Below are 17,708 nucleotides of genomic sequence, written 5' to 3' on the forward strand. Positions count from 1 at the left end.
ACGAATCCGCCTATATGATTGTTGTCAGTATCTTGACCACCAAATTTACGACGGATTAACCACCAAGATCTCTGATATGGTCTTGCTTTAAATTTGAAAACACCCCGTATGATGTCGTAATTTATTCCCAATCTCAGATAAGTGAACGGCCAGTTTTTGATTGTTTATTGCGTGAGAGCGGGTTACATGCGAAGAGTCTGCAACATGAAGAATTCGCTGTTCAATATCACAAGCTACCGTACTTTCTTCTCTTGTTGCAGTCGCAATATGATTGTTCATTTCATTGATTGAAGCGACGGCATCAACAATGCCCTCAAGAGCGATGTCTGCTTGTTGCATACTCTCCACCCCAATATTTGCCTGGCTTTGGCTCGCATCTATGGCAAATACAGCTTGTTGAGCTTGCGCTTGCAAATTCGCGACTATCTCTTGGATCTCTTTGGTTGAGCTCGACGTACGCACAGCAAGATTACGTACCTCGTCAGCGACCACCGCGAAGCCTCGTCCAGCTTCGCCGGCTCTCGCAGCTTCAATAGCAGCGTTTAGCGCTAATAAATTAGTTTGTGACGCTATGTCGTTGATCACTTCTAAAACTTTATTAATATCCATGCTGTCCGTATTTAGAGTATTGATGACTTCTCCTACAGATTGAATGTTGTCGTTAAGTTTTCCTATAACTTGACCTGCATCTTCACCGACACTACGGCCACGAACCGCTTCTTGCTGAGCAAGATTCGTATTTTTAGAGGCATTGGCACTATTTGCAGCCACATCTTGAACCGTCGCGGTAATCTCGCTCATTGCTGTTGAGATAAGCTCAATTTCTCTATACTGCTGTTCTATTCCGGCAACACTTTCTTTTGCAGCGACTTCAAGTTGCGTACTTGATGTGCTTAACTCTTCACTAGATTGGATAATTTGCTTCATCATTGAAGAACAATTTTTTCGCGCTTCGTTGTAGTCCGCATAAAGAGAGCTAATTTCATCACCGCTATCATTTTCAGGTAAAGAGCAAGTCAGGTTACCTTTGGCAAACTTTTTTAATGCTTCACGTAGTGGCAGTAGTGGTTTCATTAACGACTGTTGAGTAAAGATATAAAGAAAGCTTGAAAGCAACATTAACAAGGACATTAAACCTAAAGTAATGTACATGTTTTTCTTTACTTGGGTGTTGCTTGCGACTTCCATCATTTGTACAGCACGATTCATCTCGGTGAGAATAATCACCGACTGCTTTTGAAGTTCTTTACTAAGATCGGTTGAAGAGGGTTCTTCTAAGGAAAGATTTTGGCGATATTTAACCCACAAAGATTCAACTTTCTTTAGCTGGTCACTAATTTCCAGAGTCATCGGCGAAGCAATGCCTTGCGCTTTATTGCCATTTAACAAGTGTTGCATTGAAGACTCAAACAACGATATCGTTTGCTTCACCATCTCTGGTTGTTCTGCTCCTGACTGTACAAGTAATACTTCTTTCGCCACCTTTTGTGACAGCATTCTTTGACGTCCTGCCATATTAATTGTTGCTGCGTCAGCTTCCATCCCCGAGTAAATAATCACCATTGCACTGATGCCTGATGCAAGTATCACCATATTAATAACGAGTAGTTGGGATTGAATGTTCTTAAAACCGAAAATTCGCAAAAGTTTTCTTATTATCATGTCGTTCTTCTTAGATATTTGATTGAGGCTAACTTTCGCGCGGTATGCCTATTCCATAACCTTGCAATATCAATGATTAAAGCCAAAGCATTACACTAGAAAAGGAACGGAAATAGAAAACGCATACAGCGCGACAAATTACTGACATTGGTGTCAATATTCCAGCATTCTACATTAACAGCGCATAGTCAAAACTTTGCCACAGATCAAAAAAGGTCGAAGTTACAAGACGAACGTCTCATACCTGTAACTAAATGTGACACAGGCACAAATCTGATTGCGTTTAATGTACAAATATCTAGTTGAACAATGACTTAGAATTGGGGCAACCTGTATTTATTTCCTGCAGGAAGGCAAGAGTCAGGGTGGGGGAAGACTACTCGCCAGCGCTCATTGCTGGTGAGCTTGTATCTAGAATTAGTTTCCTGAACTCACTTTGTGGTACTGGTTTGGATGCGTATTGGAAGCAAATTGCCATTAGCTAGAGCCGATTTAGTCGGCACCTTTTAGCTCGAAAGTGCACCTTTTCATTATGTAAACCATCACACCATCTACGTTCCGTAAGCTGTGTGATGGCGCGATTCTGCCCCAAAATGAGCTAGAGTGGGATTGTATGCGATTACCTTTCCTTATGCAGAGAACTCCAACTATGTGGCAAAATTTGTTAATCCACTACGCAATATCAACGCATCCGTGGCTTCAATCAAATATTCAACAGAATGGATATGCTAGCATAATGCACGTATTTAAGTTGCTGAAAAATATAAAGAGGCGAACCTGTGCATTTAGAAAGTCTGACAATAAAAAACTATCGTAAGTTTCGTGCTTCACACAACACTGTTTGTTTCGTAGAACCAGAGGTAATCGAGCTTGGTACGGAAGAAACTAGACCTGCTTCTGTAATTGCCCCCTCAACTACTTTGATAATTGGTAAGAATAATGCGGGAAAAACAACCATCGCTAATGCTTTAAAGTTACTGTGCAACAATGAGCAACCATCAGCATCAGACTTTAACCTTACTTACTTAAATGAGTTGTTTAATCAATATAGGTTAGCTTTCGAAATAGATGAAACAACTAACTTTCCCAGTTTAGATACACCTAGTATAGAGTTCTGTTTGAGCATCAAAGTGAACTTTAATGATGAGGATTTGATGACTCATCTAGCTCCTTTCATCGCAATAAGTGAAGATGGGAATGAAGGTCCTGTCTGTGTAAAGATAAAGGTGCGAATTGAGCTAGCAGAAGAGCCTGAGTTTAAAGAAGAAGTCAGTAGAATTTTTAAAGAAGCAGACACCGAAGAGAAAAAGAAACAGCGATTTGAGAAGTTCTACTCACTACTTTCCAAGACAACGAGTAGCGTTAGCAAGGAAGGCAACTTATACCAAACTTCATTTATTGATCGTTTAGGAGATGCAACTGAAACGTTTTCTTTAAAAAAATTAATAAAAATCAAAGAAATAAAGGCAAATAGACACCTTAAGGAAGGAGTTCTAAGTGATGTGTTTAATAAGATTGTTGCATTTCAGCTAACAAACGACAGTAGTTCACGAGAAGCACTTGAACAGAATATAGAGGATATAAATGCTCTCATCACAGGAAATGTCAGCCCAAAGAGCAGTGATATATCAAAGGTTCTGGGGCAGATTGAAAGCTCCGATAAGGTAGATCTAAATCTATCAGGAAACGTCACTTATGATGATATAATAAGGCGTCTGATTAAATACAATTTTATGGATGGTGAGGACTATATACCCGAAGACCAGTTTGGATTAGGCTACATAAACCTACTAAATATAATTGGTGAGATAATACATTTTGTAGATAGCTATGAGGATAAAAGCCACTTTAGTAGAATCAATTTACTCTTTATAGAGGAACCTGAAGCATTTATGCATCCACAAATGCAAGAGTTCTTTATAAAACGTATTGATGATGCAGTGAAGAAAGCATTAGAGATAGCTAACACTTCCTCTGAGATATCAAAGACTCTTCAGTGTCAGATTGCAATCACAACACACTCCTCACATATTGTTAATAGTAAGATTCATAGTAGTAACACTTTCAATAATATTAACTATCTAACATCGATCGATAAATGTACAAAATCAATAAACCTATCAGATGAAGCGATAGTTTCAAGCATTGAAGATGATAACGGAAAGGTACTTAATTTCATCAAGAAACATATAAAGTATAAAGTTTCAGAGTTATTTTTTTCTGACGCAATAATTTTCGTGGAAGGAGTTACAGAAGAAACATTGCTGAACTACTTCTTGGAAATACATCCTAAATTAAGTCATCACTACATTTCCGTGTTCAACATTAACGGTGCTCATGGCAAGCTGTATCTACCACTTGCGAAAAAACTAAGTATCCCTAGCTTAATTGTCACCGACCTGGACATTAAGAGAGCAAAATGTGAAAAGGGTGAAAGACACAAAGACACAGAAAGTTGCAGTGTTTGTGGGCAAATCGCAAAAAGTGATGACGCAGAGTGTGTAAAAGGAACCCTTCCATCTTTTGTACAAATTACTAGCCTAGCTGACAGAACGACTACTAATACCACTCTAAAAGAGCTGAATAAACAACTTAGAGGTAAATCAGATTCCGAAGCCGACAAGCTCGACTATATAGATTATTTTGAAGATGAAAACCTCTACGTGGTTTTTCAAAAGGATTCGATAGAGTCGCAACACGCATCTAGCTTAGAGGAAGCTTTGATATTGACCAATTATGATAATGATCTTATCAATAACGTAATTGAGATATGTAAACCAAATATTTATAACAACATTATAAAACTTGGGGCGGTTCCAGGTGGATCTCGAAGTAACCTGATTGATAACTCTTATAAACTACAAAAGAAGCTGTCAGATAGTAAGAGTGACTTCTCAAATAACCTGATCTTTGAATTACTCTCTTTAGAAGAAGGTGATGCTCTACCTAAATTGCCAAACTATCTAGAACATGGCTTTGCATGGCTCGAAGCTAAGTTGGAACTTAATGATATTTCTGTTGCGCCAGAGGACGGCAACGAAAGTTCTGACAATGTTGTTCTTCAGGAGGAAGTGTTAGATGACGCCGAATGAGATAAGAGAAAAAGAGATCCAACAGAGCATATTTGAGCAAATCGATAACTTCAGAAGTTTTCGTTTCAACGCTGGTGCAGGTTCAGGAAAAACATATGCCTTAATTGAAACGTTAAAATACGTATCTGTTCATAAGATTTTAGCTAAGAATAGCCCTCAGAAAATAGCATGTGTTACATATACCAACGTAGCTGTTAACGAAATTAAAGCTCGTCTCGGTAACTCAGATTTAGTGCACGTATCTACAATCCATGAAAGAGTTTGGGATGTAATCAAACGTTCTCAGCCAGAGCTATTGAAATGCCACAAAGAGAAAATTGAAGAAACGCTAGAACATATTGATCAGGAATTACAAAACTCAGATAAATCCAGGTTCTTTAATGGTCTTTCCGAAGGCGATCAAAGAAGCCTAGTTGAGTTTGTGTTTGAAAATAAGGATATCTATTACAGGGTAAAAAACCTTAATGCTGCTGGTTTTCGAGGTGCTTATATTCAGCACTCTAGTGGTGAAGTGCAAAGTATCTTAAGAGGATGCTTAAGTAATATAGCCAACTTCAAGTATGTAATAGCCCTTTTGTACAAGAAAGACAATCTACAAAAATGCTTTGAAAGGATAATTGAAGGCAGAGAGAAACGCGTCACTTACGATAGTAAAACAAACACCGATAGGCTTCACTATATGAAGTTTAGTCATGATACGTTGTTAGAGTATGGGTTGAAGCTAGTAACAAACCATAAAACACTCTGTCGGATTATTATAGATACTTATCCGTATTTCTTTATAGACGAATATCAAGACACAAATGAAAATGTAGTTAATTTATTAAGAACTATACATGAGTACGCAGAGCAAAAGAGTAAAAACTGGATGGTTGGCTATTTTGGCGATGTTGCTCAGAATATATACGAAGATGGGATTGGAGAACGAATAATCGACTTGCACGGTGAATTATTTGATATTTATAAGGAATTCAATCGACGTTCTCACGTGCAAATAATTGAAATTGCAAATAAGATTCGAGATGACTTGATAGTCCAAGAGCCTATTTACGAAGATAAAAACCATGGCTCAGTTAGTTTTTTTCATCACAATTCAGAAGACAAGATTGAAACAGCAAAGCAGTTTCTCTCGTTCTATAGTGACGAGCTTGAAGGGAGCCCTGACCTCGATAGTCATAGCTCATGTAAAATAAACTGTCTTGTACTAACTAATCAGTTAATGGCTGATCTTAATGAATTTAAAGATGTTTACGATGCTTTTAAAGCATCAACGATTTACTATGACCAATTAAGCACACTTGTGTTGTCACGACAATTAGAAAAACTACACCCAACAGTTTTAAATATATATCATTTGGTCAAGCTATATCATGAGGTAACAAAATCAGAAGCATCTTATTATGATATTTTTGGTGCGCATAGTAAAAACATGACCTTTTCGGAGGCAAGTTTAATAATAAGGAAAATTAAAGGTGAAGAAATTGAAACTCTTGATGATTGGTGCAACTTAATTATAACAAAGCTTGAAAATGAAGATTTAAGGAAAAATATAGTCCGAGCTCTTGATAACTGCACAAATTTTGACAGAAGTGCGATAGAAACATCAGAAGCTTTCAGAGCCGCTTTGATAGATAGTATTCACTCTCTTATGCTAAATGGTGCTGAACAACAGGATGAAGTTGAACAGAAAACAAAAATGATTCTTGAGCTACGAATTAGATCTCTAGTTTGTTGGCTAAATTTCATTGATGGATTTGAAAGTGATAAAATTAGCTATCATACATACCATGGAACTAAAGGTGAAGAGTACGACAATGTTGCAATAATTCTAGAGCATAATTTTGGAAGCAGGAATAGGAACAAGTTTAAAAACTATTTTGATTTGTTGCAAAAAACTGGAGAAGAAAGGGACACATTGCTATCGGATCAGAATTTTAAAAATAGGCATACTAACACTAAAAACTTACTGTATGTAGCATGCTCAAGAGCCGTAAAAAACCTCAAAGTTCTATATCTAGATGATATATCCGAGATAAAGAATGGTATAGAGCATATTTTTGGGGAAGTTAACCCGTGGTTATATTGCGATATTGAAAGTATTACATCGGCTTGAATGAAAAAATCTTCCTTAATTAACATCAGTGTGTGTTTTGTAACTACAAGACACACACTGATGCTTCAAAAAATCCGTCACAGCTTGGAAATCGTTTGATTCCTATGTCGCTGTGGTAGAAAGGTGAACTAGGATATTCAAATAAACAACAGATACCCTTAGTGGTATCATAAAAATGAATATAAAATTATTTGATTTTATTGTTGTAATTACAGATTGGCTGTTTCGTATTTTACATTCATTACAGTGTTTCAGTAGAATAAAGTTTACCCACCCACATGTAGTGGGAAGTAGATCGTAGCTTTATGAGAGCTAATCCGAAAAGTGAGAGTAGTCGACGAATCATAACTCACAATTGTCCAAAAGCGTGTTAATGACTGAATTGGTGTAGCTTGGCTCATTACTCAAGCTACACCAATTAGAAGTGAAGAAAGGATGTCTATCCTCGTAGTATCGGGTTTGTTAGGCAAGTAGGTCCGCCTTCACAGGCCATGCACAGTGCATCTCCCTCAAACACGTGTACTGTCACGCCATTTTCTTCCATCACTTTTTTGGTTTTTGGAAATCCATCGATCATTATGCAGTTGTCTGGTGATGTTGGAAGCACGTTCAAGTTCAGACCAAACGATGCTTCAAATTCATCCGCGGGGGCAATAACCAAATCGATATTAGAGTCCTTGAGTAAGCTCCATAAACGAGCGGGTATCAAAGGAGGGTGAACAAGATATTTGGTTTCCGTTAAAGGTGAAATAACCGACATGAGATGAAGGCACGCCTCTTCACCCGCCCAGTAAGGCATATCGAATCCAAGTACACGAATATCATGAGGGTTAAGGATCTCATTTAATTGCTGGACACCTTCTTCGTTTGAGCGAAAACCCAGCCCAACCAGTAGGGTATTTTCATTCAACCAAATCGTATCTCCTCCTTCAATCATGGCATTGCCCGAAAGCTCACCGAGTATTGGGATGCCGGCTTTTTTATAGGCTTCACGGTGAAGAGTAGGCTCCGGTGAGCGAAGTTTTTTGCCCATACGAAGTGGAACCGCACCAGCTTTCGTAATTAAAGAGGCATCGCGGGTAAACATAGAGTCTGATAACCCATCGCCATTGTCTTCTATCCAAACAATATCGGTGCCGGTGCTTTCAATCAAAGCCGCAAACTCATCGTATTGCTGAATGGCTTTTTCAGGATTGAATAGATGGTTGTAGTGCCAAACTTCTCGATCTGCTTGTTGTAAACTTTTCCCAGGACGGCGCATCAACACGCGCGACATCTTTTCTGCCATTAACTGGCAACCGTAATTAGCCATTCGATCCTTCCTTGGTGTTGTTGCAAGTGAAAAACATATTGACAACATTTTATACACATGTATAAATTTATACAACTGCATAATTAGTTGTAATGTTGGGTGATATGCATGTTAACCAGGTGGAATGGGGTTGAATGGAATGACGTTGCTACGCGTCTTATGACCCACTTTTAGCTTAGATTCACTCGTTCTGAGCGAGAAATTCAAGGAAGAATAGACGATGAATATTGGAAAATTAATCACTATCTCAGCGGCGGTATTGAGTTTAACAACGGCTCAGGCTAATGCCGAATCGGTCAAAGTCGGAATTGGGACGGAATCTTACCCTCCTTTTGCTGTGCCTAATGCGAAAGGCGAGTATTCGGGCTGGGAAATTGATATTACTAACGCGATTTGTGACCAAGCGAAGCTCGATTGTGAAATTGTCGCAACCGCATGGGATGGCATTATTCCATCGCTGGTAGCGGGTAAAATTGACGTTATCGCAGCCTCATTGTCGATTACAGAAGAGCGCGCAAAAGTCATTGATTTTTCAGACAAGTACTATCAAAGCGGAGCAAATCTTGCTGTGGCAACAGGCAGTGATATTGTGCCAACAGCAGAAAGTCTATCGGGCAAAAAGATTGGGGTACAATCGGGTTCAATCCACCAGTCATACGCTTTAAAGCATTTCAAAACCGCACAAATCAAAGAATATCAAACTCAGGATGAAGCAAACCAAGATCTATTCTCAGGGCGCATTGATGCCACTTTGGCGGATGCCATCGTACTTGATGAATTTTTACAAACCCCAGAAGGCGGAGTGTGCTGCTCTTCAGCAGGGTTGGTCGCCAGTGATGAAGATATTCTAGGTAAAGGCATTGGGTTTGCGCTTCGCAAGGGCAACGATGAGCTTCGAGGCAAGTTAAACGTTGCTATTGAAGAGATCAGAGCCAATGGCACCTACGATAAGATCACCCAAGGGTACTTTAATTTCAATATTTATGGCGAATAGAACACCATAATCACTCGGCTTGAAGTTGCTGCGATGTGGTATCTCTCTGCATCTTCAAGTCGTGAGTCTCGGCGTTGAGAACGTTTGATTACATGTGCTTTTTGCTGGAGTTTTAGATGTCAAATTATAGAGAGATGAGCGCCTTTGAATTGCTCTCCTTTTCCCCTCCCGGCTGGGGTGGATATCTTCTCGATGGGTTGATCCTATCTCTTCAAATTGCAGGCTTAGGCTATTTTTTTGGGCTTTTGATTGGTGTTATTGGCGCGAATGCGAAGAGAAGCGGCAACGTGATTCTTGAGGATTTTGGTACCCTCTATACGACGGTGATCCGAGCCGTTCCGGAACTGGTACTTATACTTCTGGTTTACTTCGCTCTACCTGAGTTTATTAATCAAATCTTAAGCATTTGGGATTATGGTCCATTTGAAATCAGTGGTTTTTGGGCGGGTGTACTGGTGATCGCGATAGTGCAGGGAGCCTACGCGACGGAAGTTATCAGAGGGGCTATTAATAGCGTTCCAAAAGGACATATTGAAGCGGCGTACAGCTTTGGAATGCGCCCCTTTGTTGTGTTCTATCGAATCACGATTCCTGAAATGCTACCAAATGCGATGCCGGGTCTATCTAACCTGTGGTTAATCGCAATGAAAGATACTGCTCTTTTGGCAGTTGTGGGCTTTACGGAATTGACACTAGCAGCGAAGCAGGCGGCAGGAGCAACTAAAAGCTACTTCCTATTCCTGATTGCTGCGGGGGTGCTGTATTTGGCCATGACTCTGATTTCTAACCGAGTCTTCAAATATGCAGAACGATATGTGAGCAAAGGAGCAAGCCATGCGTGAACGCCTGACACTGCATAGAGTGCTGACTATTATAGCGTCGTGTGTTTTTGTTTTTAGCCTCATTGTTGGACTCGATTGGAGCTGGATAGAGCGTTATTCAGCCGACATATTAAGCGCTTTATGGAAAACACTCCTTCTTCTATCCATTACCGTGGTGTGTGGTTTTGTACTTAGCGTTTTACTCGCTCTTGCTCAACTCTCTCGTTTTAAACCCTTAGCGTGGTTGTCCAAAAGCTTTTGTACGTTAATTCGTGGCACGCCTTTGTTATTGCAGTTATGGCTGCTGTATTACGGACTCGGCTCCTTGTTTCCCTATATACCAGAGATCAGACAAAGCTGGCTGTGGCCCTATTTGATTGAAGTGTGGCCGTATGCCTTTGTTGCTTTAACGCTCTCCTTTGCTGGATATGAAGGCGAAGTGATGAGAGGAGCGTTGAAAGGAGTGCCAAAAGGGGAACTCGAAGCGGCGTATGCGCTGGGAATGTCACGATGGATGGTACTTCGTCTTATTTGGTTACCTAGGGCAATTCAAAGGGTTCTGCCAACATTAAATGGTGAAGTCATTCTTCAAATGAAAGCGACACCATTAGTGGCAACTATTTCGTTTGTCGACATTTTTGCTGTCTTTTCACGGATTAGGCAAGAGACCTATATCATTTACGAACCGTTGATTTTATTAGCGTTAGTGTACTTAGTTATTGCTGGAATAATTACACTTGGTTTTTCGATGCTTGAACGTCGTTATAACCAAGCCACGGGGTAAACAACATAAAGGTGCCATCTTTCGTTGCAACGCCAAATCTCGTTACCAAGAAATGATGTGTGGTATATTATTCACTTAAAAAATTCGCCTAAAAATGATGGTGTTCAAGGACTGATGAACGAGAAACGTAGAGTGTCGCAGCAAGAAAAGTCGAACAATCGCAAGAATGAATTAGTTGATGCCACTTTGAGAGTTATTGCATCGGAAGGTGTTAAAGCAGCGACCGTTCGCTCCATCGCGGACGAAGCGAACGTGACACAAGGACTGATTCGCTATCATTTTAGAAGTAAAGATGAGCTTATTATTGCCGCATACGAAAAGCACATGACGGATCTAATCGATGTGGCCGCTCATAGTGCATCAAAAGGCGATTATTCATCGGCGAAAAAGCGTCTTGCTATGTTTGTTCAAGCTTCGGTAAAACCACCGATTATTGATGCACAAGTGATTGCGATATGGGCTGGTTTTTTCCAGCTATTGTTTCATAATGCGCCAATGCGAGAGAGCCATAAAAAAACCTATAATCTGCTACGAAATCACATCAAGGTATTGATTGCCAAAGTCTTTGAAGAAGAGGGGCGTGACGCGAGCGAGGCAGAGCTTCGTCAGTTAAGTATCGCTTGTAATGCGGTGCTTGATGGGATTTGGATTGAGGGCGGTGTTATCCCAGATGAATTTTCTGAAAATGAACTGGTTGAAACTGCGATTCGAGCCTTCAGCGCACTGGTTAACGTCGAGTTAAAGCAGTACTTAACCTAAATTGAGGTTAAATACAGGCAAGATGAGGACACAGAGGTGAACGGTCGTCTATTTGTCGTGTTAGGTGTATATAAGCCGCAAGCAACTTTTGGGGTCAATTCTCTTGTTATACGTTGAACAGTTCCGATTGTGATGAGCATTAGTCATAGCTCTCCTAGCTACCTGCTAGGAGAGGGTATTGAGTTGTTTTTAGTTGCTAGTGGCTAGTTACAAGCGCGAGAATATTGCCCTACGACTTCGCCAATCTTATCGAGCACTAGCGATGTGGTATCTAGGTTTAGTTTTCCTGAACTCACTTTGTGGTATTGGTTTGGCATATATTGGCTGAGAACAGAGAGCGGAATGCTAGCTTCATCGATGTTGGCAAACATTTCATCCAGTGCCTTTTGAATACGCTCGTCAGTCCAGTAATAGCGAATGCGATCAGAGAAACTAAAATGCAGATTGAGCATCGTACTGGAGTGTTTACCGTTGTAGTAAGGCTTCCAGTATTGTTCGTCATCAAGTAATACAGAATCGACTACTTTCATAAACTGGCTACGTTTTTCTGGCGCGACGATTTGCTCTTCAATTTCAGCAAGAGCGAACAGTGCCTCACGAAGCGAAAATGTTAACGCAGGTCCTACTTTGAGAATGGCAAAATGGCTCTGTACTAACTCTTTTAAATGACTCTCTGTTTGGTAGTCGGTAGAGTGCGCTTCATAAACCCATGCGGTATCTTCAATAAACTTAGAGATTCCCGTCGCTTTGTTTTTATCAAACCGGATGATCTTGGTGTGGTCGAATTCCACTCCAGGTTGAACGACTATCCCTACAATTCGGTTTACTGCTTCGGAAATGCCTAATTGTTCAAAGGCTTCCAAATGTGTATCGATGGTGTTTTGAACATTCGACACTTCAGTCACTTGAACTGCCTCAATTTCGTGTGACTCGCCACCAGGAACCGGAACTTCTGTACCAATAACGTAAGTTAGTTGTTCTTTCTGCTCTGCGGTCGCGTGTGTTTCGGCTACTTTACAAAGAATTGCCGCGCGCTGCGCAACAACAGTAGGGTCGAGTGGTACTGGGTCATCAGCACATGACATTGACGCATCTAGGTGTATTTTGGTAAAGCCAGCCTTGATGTATTCTTCAATCAGTACTTTTGACTTTTCCATCGCGTCTTGTGCTGGCTCTTTTTGCCAACAGTTTGGACCTAAGTGGTCACCGCCTAATGTGACTCTTTCCATAGGGAAGCCAATTTCAGTAGCTAATTTAGCGACATATAAGACAAAGTCTTTTGGCGTCATACCGGTATAGCCACCAAACTGATTAACTTGATTGGATGTAGCTTCAATCAGTACATTTTTGTCGCTGTTTAACTCATAAAGCATCGCTGCTTTTATCACTAAAGGGTGCGCTGAACAAATAGAGTAGACGCCAGAGTCATGGTTGTTTTTATGCGAAGTGACAATGTGTTTCATGTTTTAATCCGAATTAACTTCCCCACTTTAAAGCGGGGTATTGTTTCAATTTCTATTGCTGTGCTTTATTGGAAAAACTGTAAAAGCTCTTCACGTGTCGATGTGCCTTCCATTGGTCCTTTGAAAGTGACCGAACGCGCACCACATTGAGCGGCAATGGATAGCGACTCTTCAATGCTCATACCTTTTACTCGGCATGCGATATACGCACCGCCAAAACAATCACCAGCTCCGGTAGGATCAACTTCATCCACTAAGAATGCGGAGATTTCAGTCATGGAATTGGGAGTGAAGACAGTTGCACCTTTAGAGCCTTGTTTAAGTACAACTTCACTGACGTTATAGTGGGTAAAGTATTCTTTGATGGCAGCTGCGTCATTGTCGCAAGAGGACAACACGGTAACCTCTGCTTCACTTGGCATATAGATGTCGGTGTTTGCCAATATTTTCGTTAAAGAAGCTTTCATGTTTTCATTAAGCAGTTCTTTGCGAATATTCGGGTCGAAAGAAACTTTACCTTGGTTGCTTTTAACGATATCGATAGCGGTTAAACAAAGATCAACGATGTTCTGGTTGATCAATGATGAGCCCATGATATGAAGATGCGTGCAATCATCAAGAACCGCTAAGTTGGCATTGTTGAGTGACAACTGCCCACATGCCGCTTTGCGAATATTGAAAATGAAATCACGATCACCATTTGATTGGTAAGTAACGAATGCCGAGCCAGTCACTTCGTCTTCCAATACGCTGATACCGGCTATATCAACACCATCCTTAAGTAAGCGCTTAAGGTTTATGTCACCAAATCCGTCTTTACCTACAGCTGAGATGATAGAGCAGTCAACGCCTAGCTTAGCGACTTGGTCTATAAAGATAGCGGGTGCGCCACTTGGGAATGGACCAGAGAATAACCCGGTTTCAGACAATGGCTGGTTGATTTCCGTTGCCATGATTTCGACGACAATTTCACCTAAAGATACGATTTTCATCATGCAGCCTTTTTATTCTTGTAAACATCAATACCTACTGCAAGTAGGATCACGATGCCTTTAACAATGAGAGAGACAAAATAGTTGACGTTCATAAGGCTCATTACATTGCTTAGAACGGCGATAATAAGTGCACCGATCACAGTGCCAATGATTGTTCCTCGTCCACCCGTTAGGGAAGTGCCACCAAGTACACAAGCGGCAATGGCGTCTAACTCCATACCCATAGCGGCAGTTGGCTGTGCCGAGAACATACGTGAAGCGAGCATCACTCCACCAATACCCGACATAAGTCCGGCGATCATGTATGAATAAATAGTGGTTTTGGAAACGTTAATGCCTGAATAAGCCGCAGCTTCTGCGTTACCGCCGACAAGGTAAACTTTGCGCCCAAAAGTCGTCTTCGATAGCAAGTAGTGGTTAAGTACAATCATTGCCACTAGCAAGATAATTGGGAATGGTATGCCAAACAGATAACCGTTGAAGATGAATTCGAAAGCGGCATTGTCGTAAAGCGAAATAGCTTTACCGTCACTGGTCAGCATTGCTGCGCCACGGAAAATGCCCATGAATGACATGGTGACAATAAACGGGTGAACGCCAAGAAAGGTAGTGACAAATCCGTTGGCAAATCCACATAGCACTGATACGGCGAGTGACAGAGGAAGCATTATTGCAAATGGAATACCGGCGGTAAGACCAAGAACCAAAAGCATACCTGTTAGCGCGACTATAGAGCCAACCGATAGATCGATACCGGCGAGCAAAATTGCATACGTCATACCAAATGCGACAATCGCAACAATCGAGCTTTGTAAGATAATATTGGTCACATTGTTTACTGACCAAAAATACTCAGACAAAAATGTAGAGATAAAAACCAAAGCAATAAGGGCACCCAGTATGCCGCCATATTCTTTTAGAAATCGGCTTACTATGGCGTTTCCGCTATGCTTAAAATTGTTGCCACTCTCTAGGCTGTTATCTATTTTATTCAGCATTAGAACTTGCTCCTGTAGCGTAAACCATCACTTCATCTTGTGATAAATCTTTAGTATTTAGTTCTTTAACGATTGTTTTATTGCGCATCACAAGTAACCGGTCGCACATGTTAATGGCTTCTGGTAACTCGGAAGAGACCATAATAACGGCGGTACCAGTGGCAGTGAGATCTCTGATAATGTTGTAGATTTCATATTTAGCACCAACATCGACACCTCGAGTTGGTTCATCTAAGATCAAAATATCGGGGCGGTTTTCTAACCACTTAGCGAGTACGACTTTTTGCTGATTGCCACCACTTAAAGAGCCAACAGCTTGATCGGCGTTATGCACTTTAATATTCATTTTTCGGATGCTGTCAGAGGTGACTCGTTGTTCTTCAGCTTCGTTTCGGATAAAGCCTTTCGCGACAGTTTCATAGCTGATGAAATTGCAATTATCATGAACGCTATGATCGAGAACTAACCCTTGTTCTTTACGGTTTTCAGTAACGAATGCAATGCCATTACTTATGGCAGTATGTGGAGAGTCGATGTGAATCTCTTTACCTGACAATTTGATGTTGCCGCTATATGGCAGCATTCCAAATAAAGCATTCATCACTTCTGAACGACCTGAGCCGACTAAACCAAAGAAACCAAGCACTTCACCTGAACGAATGCTGAAATTGATGTCGTCAAACACACCAGGGTTGGTTAAGCCGGAAACCCGCAGTATTTCACCACCGTCCGTGACCGCGTTGTCAGGTTTTGGTGGATAGATATCGTTCATCTCTCGGCCAACCATCATAGTGATAAGGTGATTGATGGTGGTTTCTGTCTTTTTAACCGTGTCGATATATTGACCGTCACGCATAACCGTAATGTCGTCAGAAATCAGCATGATCTCTTTCATTTTGTGGCTAACATAAACGATCGCTTTATCTTCAGATTTGAGCTCCTCGATAATGCTAAATAGGATCTCTACTTCTGAATCAGACAGTGAAGAGGTTGGTTCATCAAAGATGACAACTTCTGATGGGTAACTTAGCCCTTTAGCAATTTCCACCAGTTGGCGCTGAGCCATAGAAAGCTCACTAACTTTTACGTGGCTTTCAATAGGAATTTTGTATTTGCTGAGCAACTCTTTTGCCATCTGGTTCAATTTGTTGTCATCAATAAACCCAAAACGTTTTGGCTCATTATTCGCGTAGATATTTTCAGCAACAGTCAGGTTGTTACATAACGAGAGTTCTTGGAATATGATGGCAATACCATTGGCACGTGAATCGAGCGGTGAACTAAAGGAAAGCTCGACGCCTTCTTTTTTAATATGACCGCGAGTAGGGGTGTGAACGCCAGCCAGCATCTTGAGCGTAGTTGATTTACCACAACCATTTTCGCCTAATATGGTATGGACTTTTCTTCGATGAAGTTTGATTGAAAGCCCGTCAACAGCCTTCACTTCACCGAAGTGTTTGCTCAAGTCGTGTGTTTCTAATAGCAAATTAGACATGTATTGATCTCCGGAAAAACTGGAACCTCTGGCTGAGGTTCCAGTTCTCTGAGCGATTACTTTCCAGTGTATAGAACTGGAACGATTGGATATTGTGCTTCTACTGGTTTGTCGTTTAGGTAGTTAACAGCGACTTTGATCGCAGTACGTCCCATACGGTCAGCATCTTGTTTAACAACACCGATGATATTTTCATTATCATCAACGGCTTTAATGCCTTCAGGCATGCCATCAAAGCCGATGACTACAGCATGTGAGTTTTGCTTAGTAACAGCGAGGCTTGCACCGATCATCATGTCGTCGCCAAATGCAAAGACTAGATCAGTATTTGGGTTGGCTTGAATCATATTGATTGTTGAAGTCATGGCTTCTTCACGAGTTTTACCTGGCTGAACCGCAACGATTTCAATCTTGGTATCGGCAACTGCATCGCGGAAACCACGCAGACGATCTTCTACTGAGGAAATACCAGGATAAGAAAGCATGACGACAGTGCCTTCACCATTTAAGTGTTTAGCGGCCAATTTGCCTGCTTCCACACCACCGCCGTAGTTATCTGTTGCGATGTGGGAAATAATGTTGCTTTTTTCTGCACTGATATCGACAGTAAATACTGGGATGTTTGCTCGCTCTGCCTTTTTAAGAGGACCGCGAATACCTTTTGAGTCAACTGGAGATACGACGATTGCATCAACATTTTTGGTGATACAGTCTTCGATATCATTGATTTGCTTAGAAAGGTCTTGGTTAGCAATCGAGACTTTTAGATCCGCGTTGTATTCTGCTGCACCTGCTTTAAGACCTTCATTGAGCGCAATATAGAATGGGTGGGATTGAGTCAGAATCGATGCACAAATAGTAGGTTCTTGTGCTGCTTGAGCGTTCATTGAGCATGCCAAAAAAACACCTGTAAATAGAAACTTTTTCATAATATTCCTTTTTTATTGTATAGGGGTACAAAGGTTGCCATTTTGGGTGCTCATTTTGCTTTTGTTGTCTTTTGAAAGTAAAGGCAAGCTTTTGAGCTCTTTAGTGGCTAAAGAAAAGTATACGAAAGTTTATTGGATAATTAAGAAAGAAATGGCAAATGTTAGATATTGATCATACCTTTCTTGAGTTAAGAGTGGTCAGTGTTGTCAATATATTATTGTTGCACACAGTTATTCAGTGAATGACTCGTAACAAAAAAGGCACCTCATCGAGAGGTGCCTTATAAGTGA

General features: G+C 40.8%; 13 protein-coding genes. 6 read left to right on the forward strand and 7 right to left on the reverse strand.

The features are described from left to right. Positions 1-87: 87 nt before the first annotated feature. Entirely contained in the window at positions 88-1,662 is a 1,575-nt protein-coding gene (locus H2O73_RS12580) for a methyl-accepting chemotaxis protein (RefSeq protein WP_182109207.1), read from the reverse strand. A gap of 779 nt (positions 1,663-2,441) precedes the next feature. Here H2O73_RS12580 and H2O73_RS12585 point away from each other — a divergent pair. Beyond that, positions 2,442-4,754, forward strand: a complete 2,313-nt coding sequence (locus tag H2O73_RS12585; protein ID WP_182109208.1) for an AAA family ATPase — start codon at positions 2,442-2,444, stop codon at positions 4,752-4,754. Then, positions 4,741-6,867, forward strand: a complete 2,127-nt coding sequence (locus H2O73_RS12590) for a UvrD-helicase domain-containing protein (protein ID WP_182109209.1) — start codon at positions 4,741-4,743, stop codon at positions 6,865-6,867. Before H2O73_RS12585 ends, H2O73_RS12590 begins: the two co-directional genes overlap by 14 nt. Positions 6,868-7,306: 439 nt before the next feature. Here the strand turns inward: H2O73_RS12590 and H2O73_RS12595 are convergent, their stop codons facing one another. After that, positions 7,307-8,179 carry a dimethylarginine dimethylaminohydrolase family protein gene (locus H2O73_RS12595; RefSeq protein WP_182109210.1) on the reverse strand — a complete coding sequence of 291 codons (873 nt, stop codon included), beginning with the start codon at positions 8,177-8,179 and terminating at the stop codon, positions 7,307-7,309. 220 nt (positions 8,180-8,399) lie between these two features. Between H2O73_RS12595 and H2O73_RS12600 the strand changes: the two genes are divergently transcribed. The 4 genes from H2O73_RS12600 (at position 8,400) to H2O73_RS12615 (ending at position 11,537) form a co-directional block, all read left to right on the forward strand. Continuing rightward, positions 8,400-9,173: a transporter substrate-binding domain-containing protein gene (locus H2O73_RS12600; protein WP_182109211.1), complete on the forward strand. Its 774-nt coding sequence runs from the start codon at positions 8,400-8,402 to the stop codon at positions 9,171-9,173. Between the two features lie 116 nt (positions 9,174-9,289). Then, a complete protein-coding gene (locus tag H2O73_RS12605) occupies positions 9,290-10,015 on the forward strand; it encodes an ABC transporter permease (RefSeq protein WP_182109212.1) in 726 nt (241 codons plus the stop codon). Continuing rightward, the gene (locus tag H2O73_RS12610; protein WP_182109213.1) at positions 10,008-10,778 is read left to right on the forward strand and encodes an ABC transporter permease; all 771 of its coding nucleotides are present in this window, start codon (positions 10,008-10,010) and stop codon (positions 10,776-10,778) included. The genes H2O73_RS12605 and H2O73_RS12610 overlap by 8 nt, the downstream gene beginning before the upstream one ends. A gap of 114 nt (positions 10,779-10,892) precedes the next feature. Beyond that, on the forward strand, positions 10,893-11,537 hold the full coding sequence (locus H2O73_RS12615) for a TetR/AcrR family transcriptional regulator (RefSeq protein ID WP_182109214.1): 645 nt from the start codon (positions 10,893-10,895) through the stop codon (positions 11,535-11,537). A gap of 203 nt (positions 11,538-11,740) precedes the next feature. Here H2O73_RS12615 and gatZ read toward each other — a convergent pair whose 3' ends face one another. The 5 genes from gatZ to H2O73_RS12640 form a co-directional block, all read right to left on the reverse strand. Beyond that, on the reverse strand, positions 11,741-13,000 hold the full coding sequence (gene gatZ, locus H2O73_RS12620) for a tagatose-bisphosphate aldolase subunit GatZ (protein WP_182109215.1): 1,260 nt from the start codon (positions 12,998-13,000) through the stop codon (positions 11,741-11,743). A 65-nt stretch (positions 13,001-13,065) separates the two neighbouring features. Continuing rightward, positions 13,066-13,995: a sugar kinase gene (locus H2O73_RS12625; protein WP_246335917.1), complete on the reverse strand. Its 930-nt coding sequence runs from the start codon at positions 13,993-13,995 to the stop codon at positions 13,066-13,068. After that, entirely contained in the window at positions 13,992-14,993 is a 1,002-nt protein-coding gene (locus H2O73_RS12630; RefSeq protein WP_220457580.1) for an ABC transporter permease, read from the reverse strand. Before H2O73_RS12630 ends, H2O73_RS12625 begins: the two co-directional genes overlap by 4 nt. Then, the gene (locus H2O73_RS12635; protein ID WP_182109217.1) at positions 14,983-16,488 is read right to left on the reverse strand and encodes a sugar ABC transporter ATP-binding protein; all 1,506 of its coding nucleotides are present in this window, start codon (positions 16,486-16,488) and stop codon (positions 14,983-14,985) included. Before H2O73_RS12635 ends, H2O73_RS12630 begins: the two co-directional genes overlap by 11 nt. Positions 16,489-16,544: 56 nt before the next feature. Next, positions 16,545-17,417: a substrate-binding domain-containing protein gene (locus tag H2O73_RS12640; protein ID WP_182109218.1), complete on the reverse strand. Its 873-nt coding sequence runs from the start codon at positions 17,415-17,417 to the stop codon at positions 16,545-16,547. Between the last annotated feature and the right edge of the window lie 291 nt (positions 17,418-17,708).

Origin of the sequence: Vibrio marinisediminis, assembly GCF_014050145.1 — a bacterium.
In the GTDB taxonomy this organism is placed as follows: Bacteria; Pseudomonadota; Gammaproteobacteria; order Enterobacterales; family Vibrionaceae; genus Vibrio; species Vibrio marinisediminis.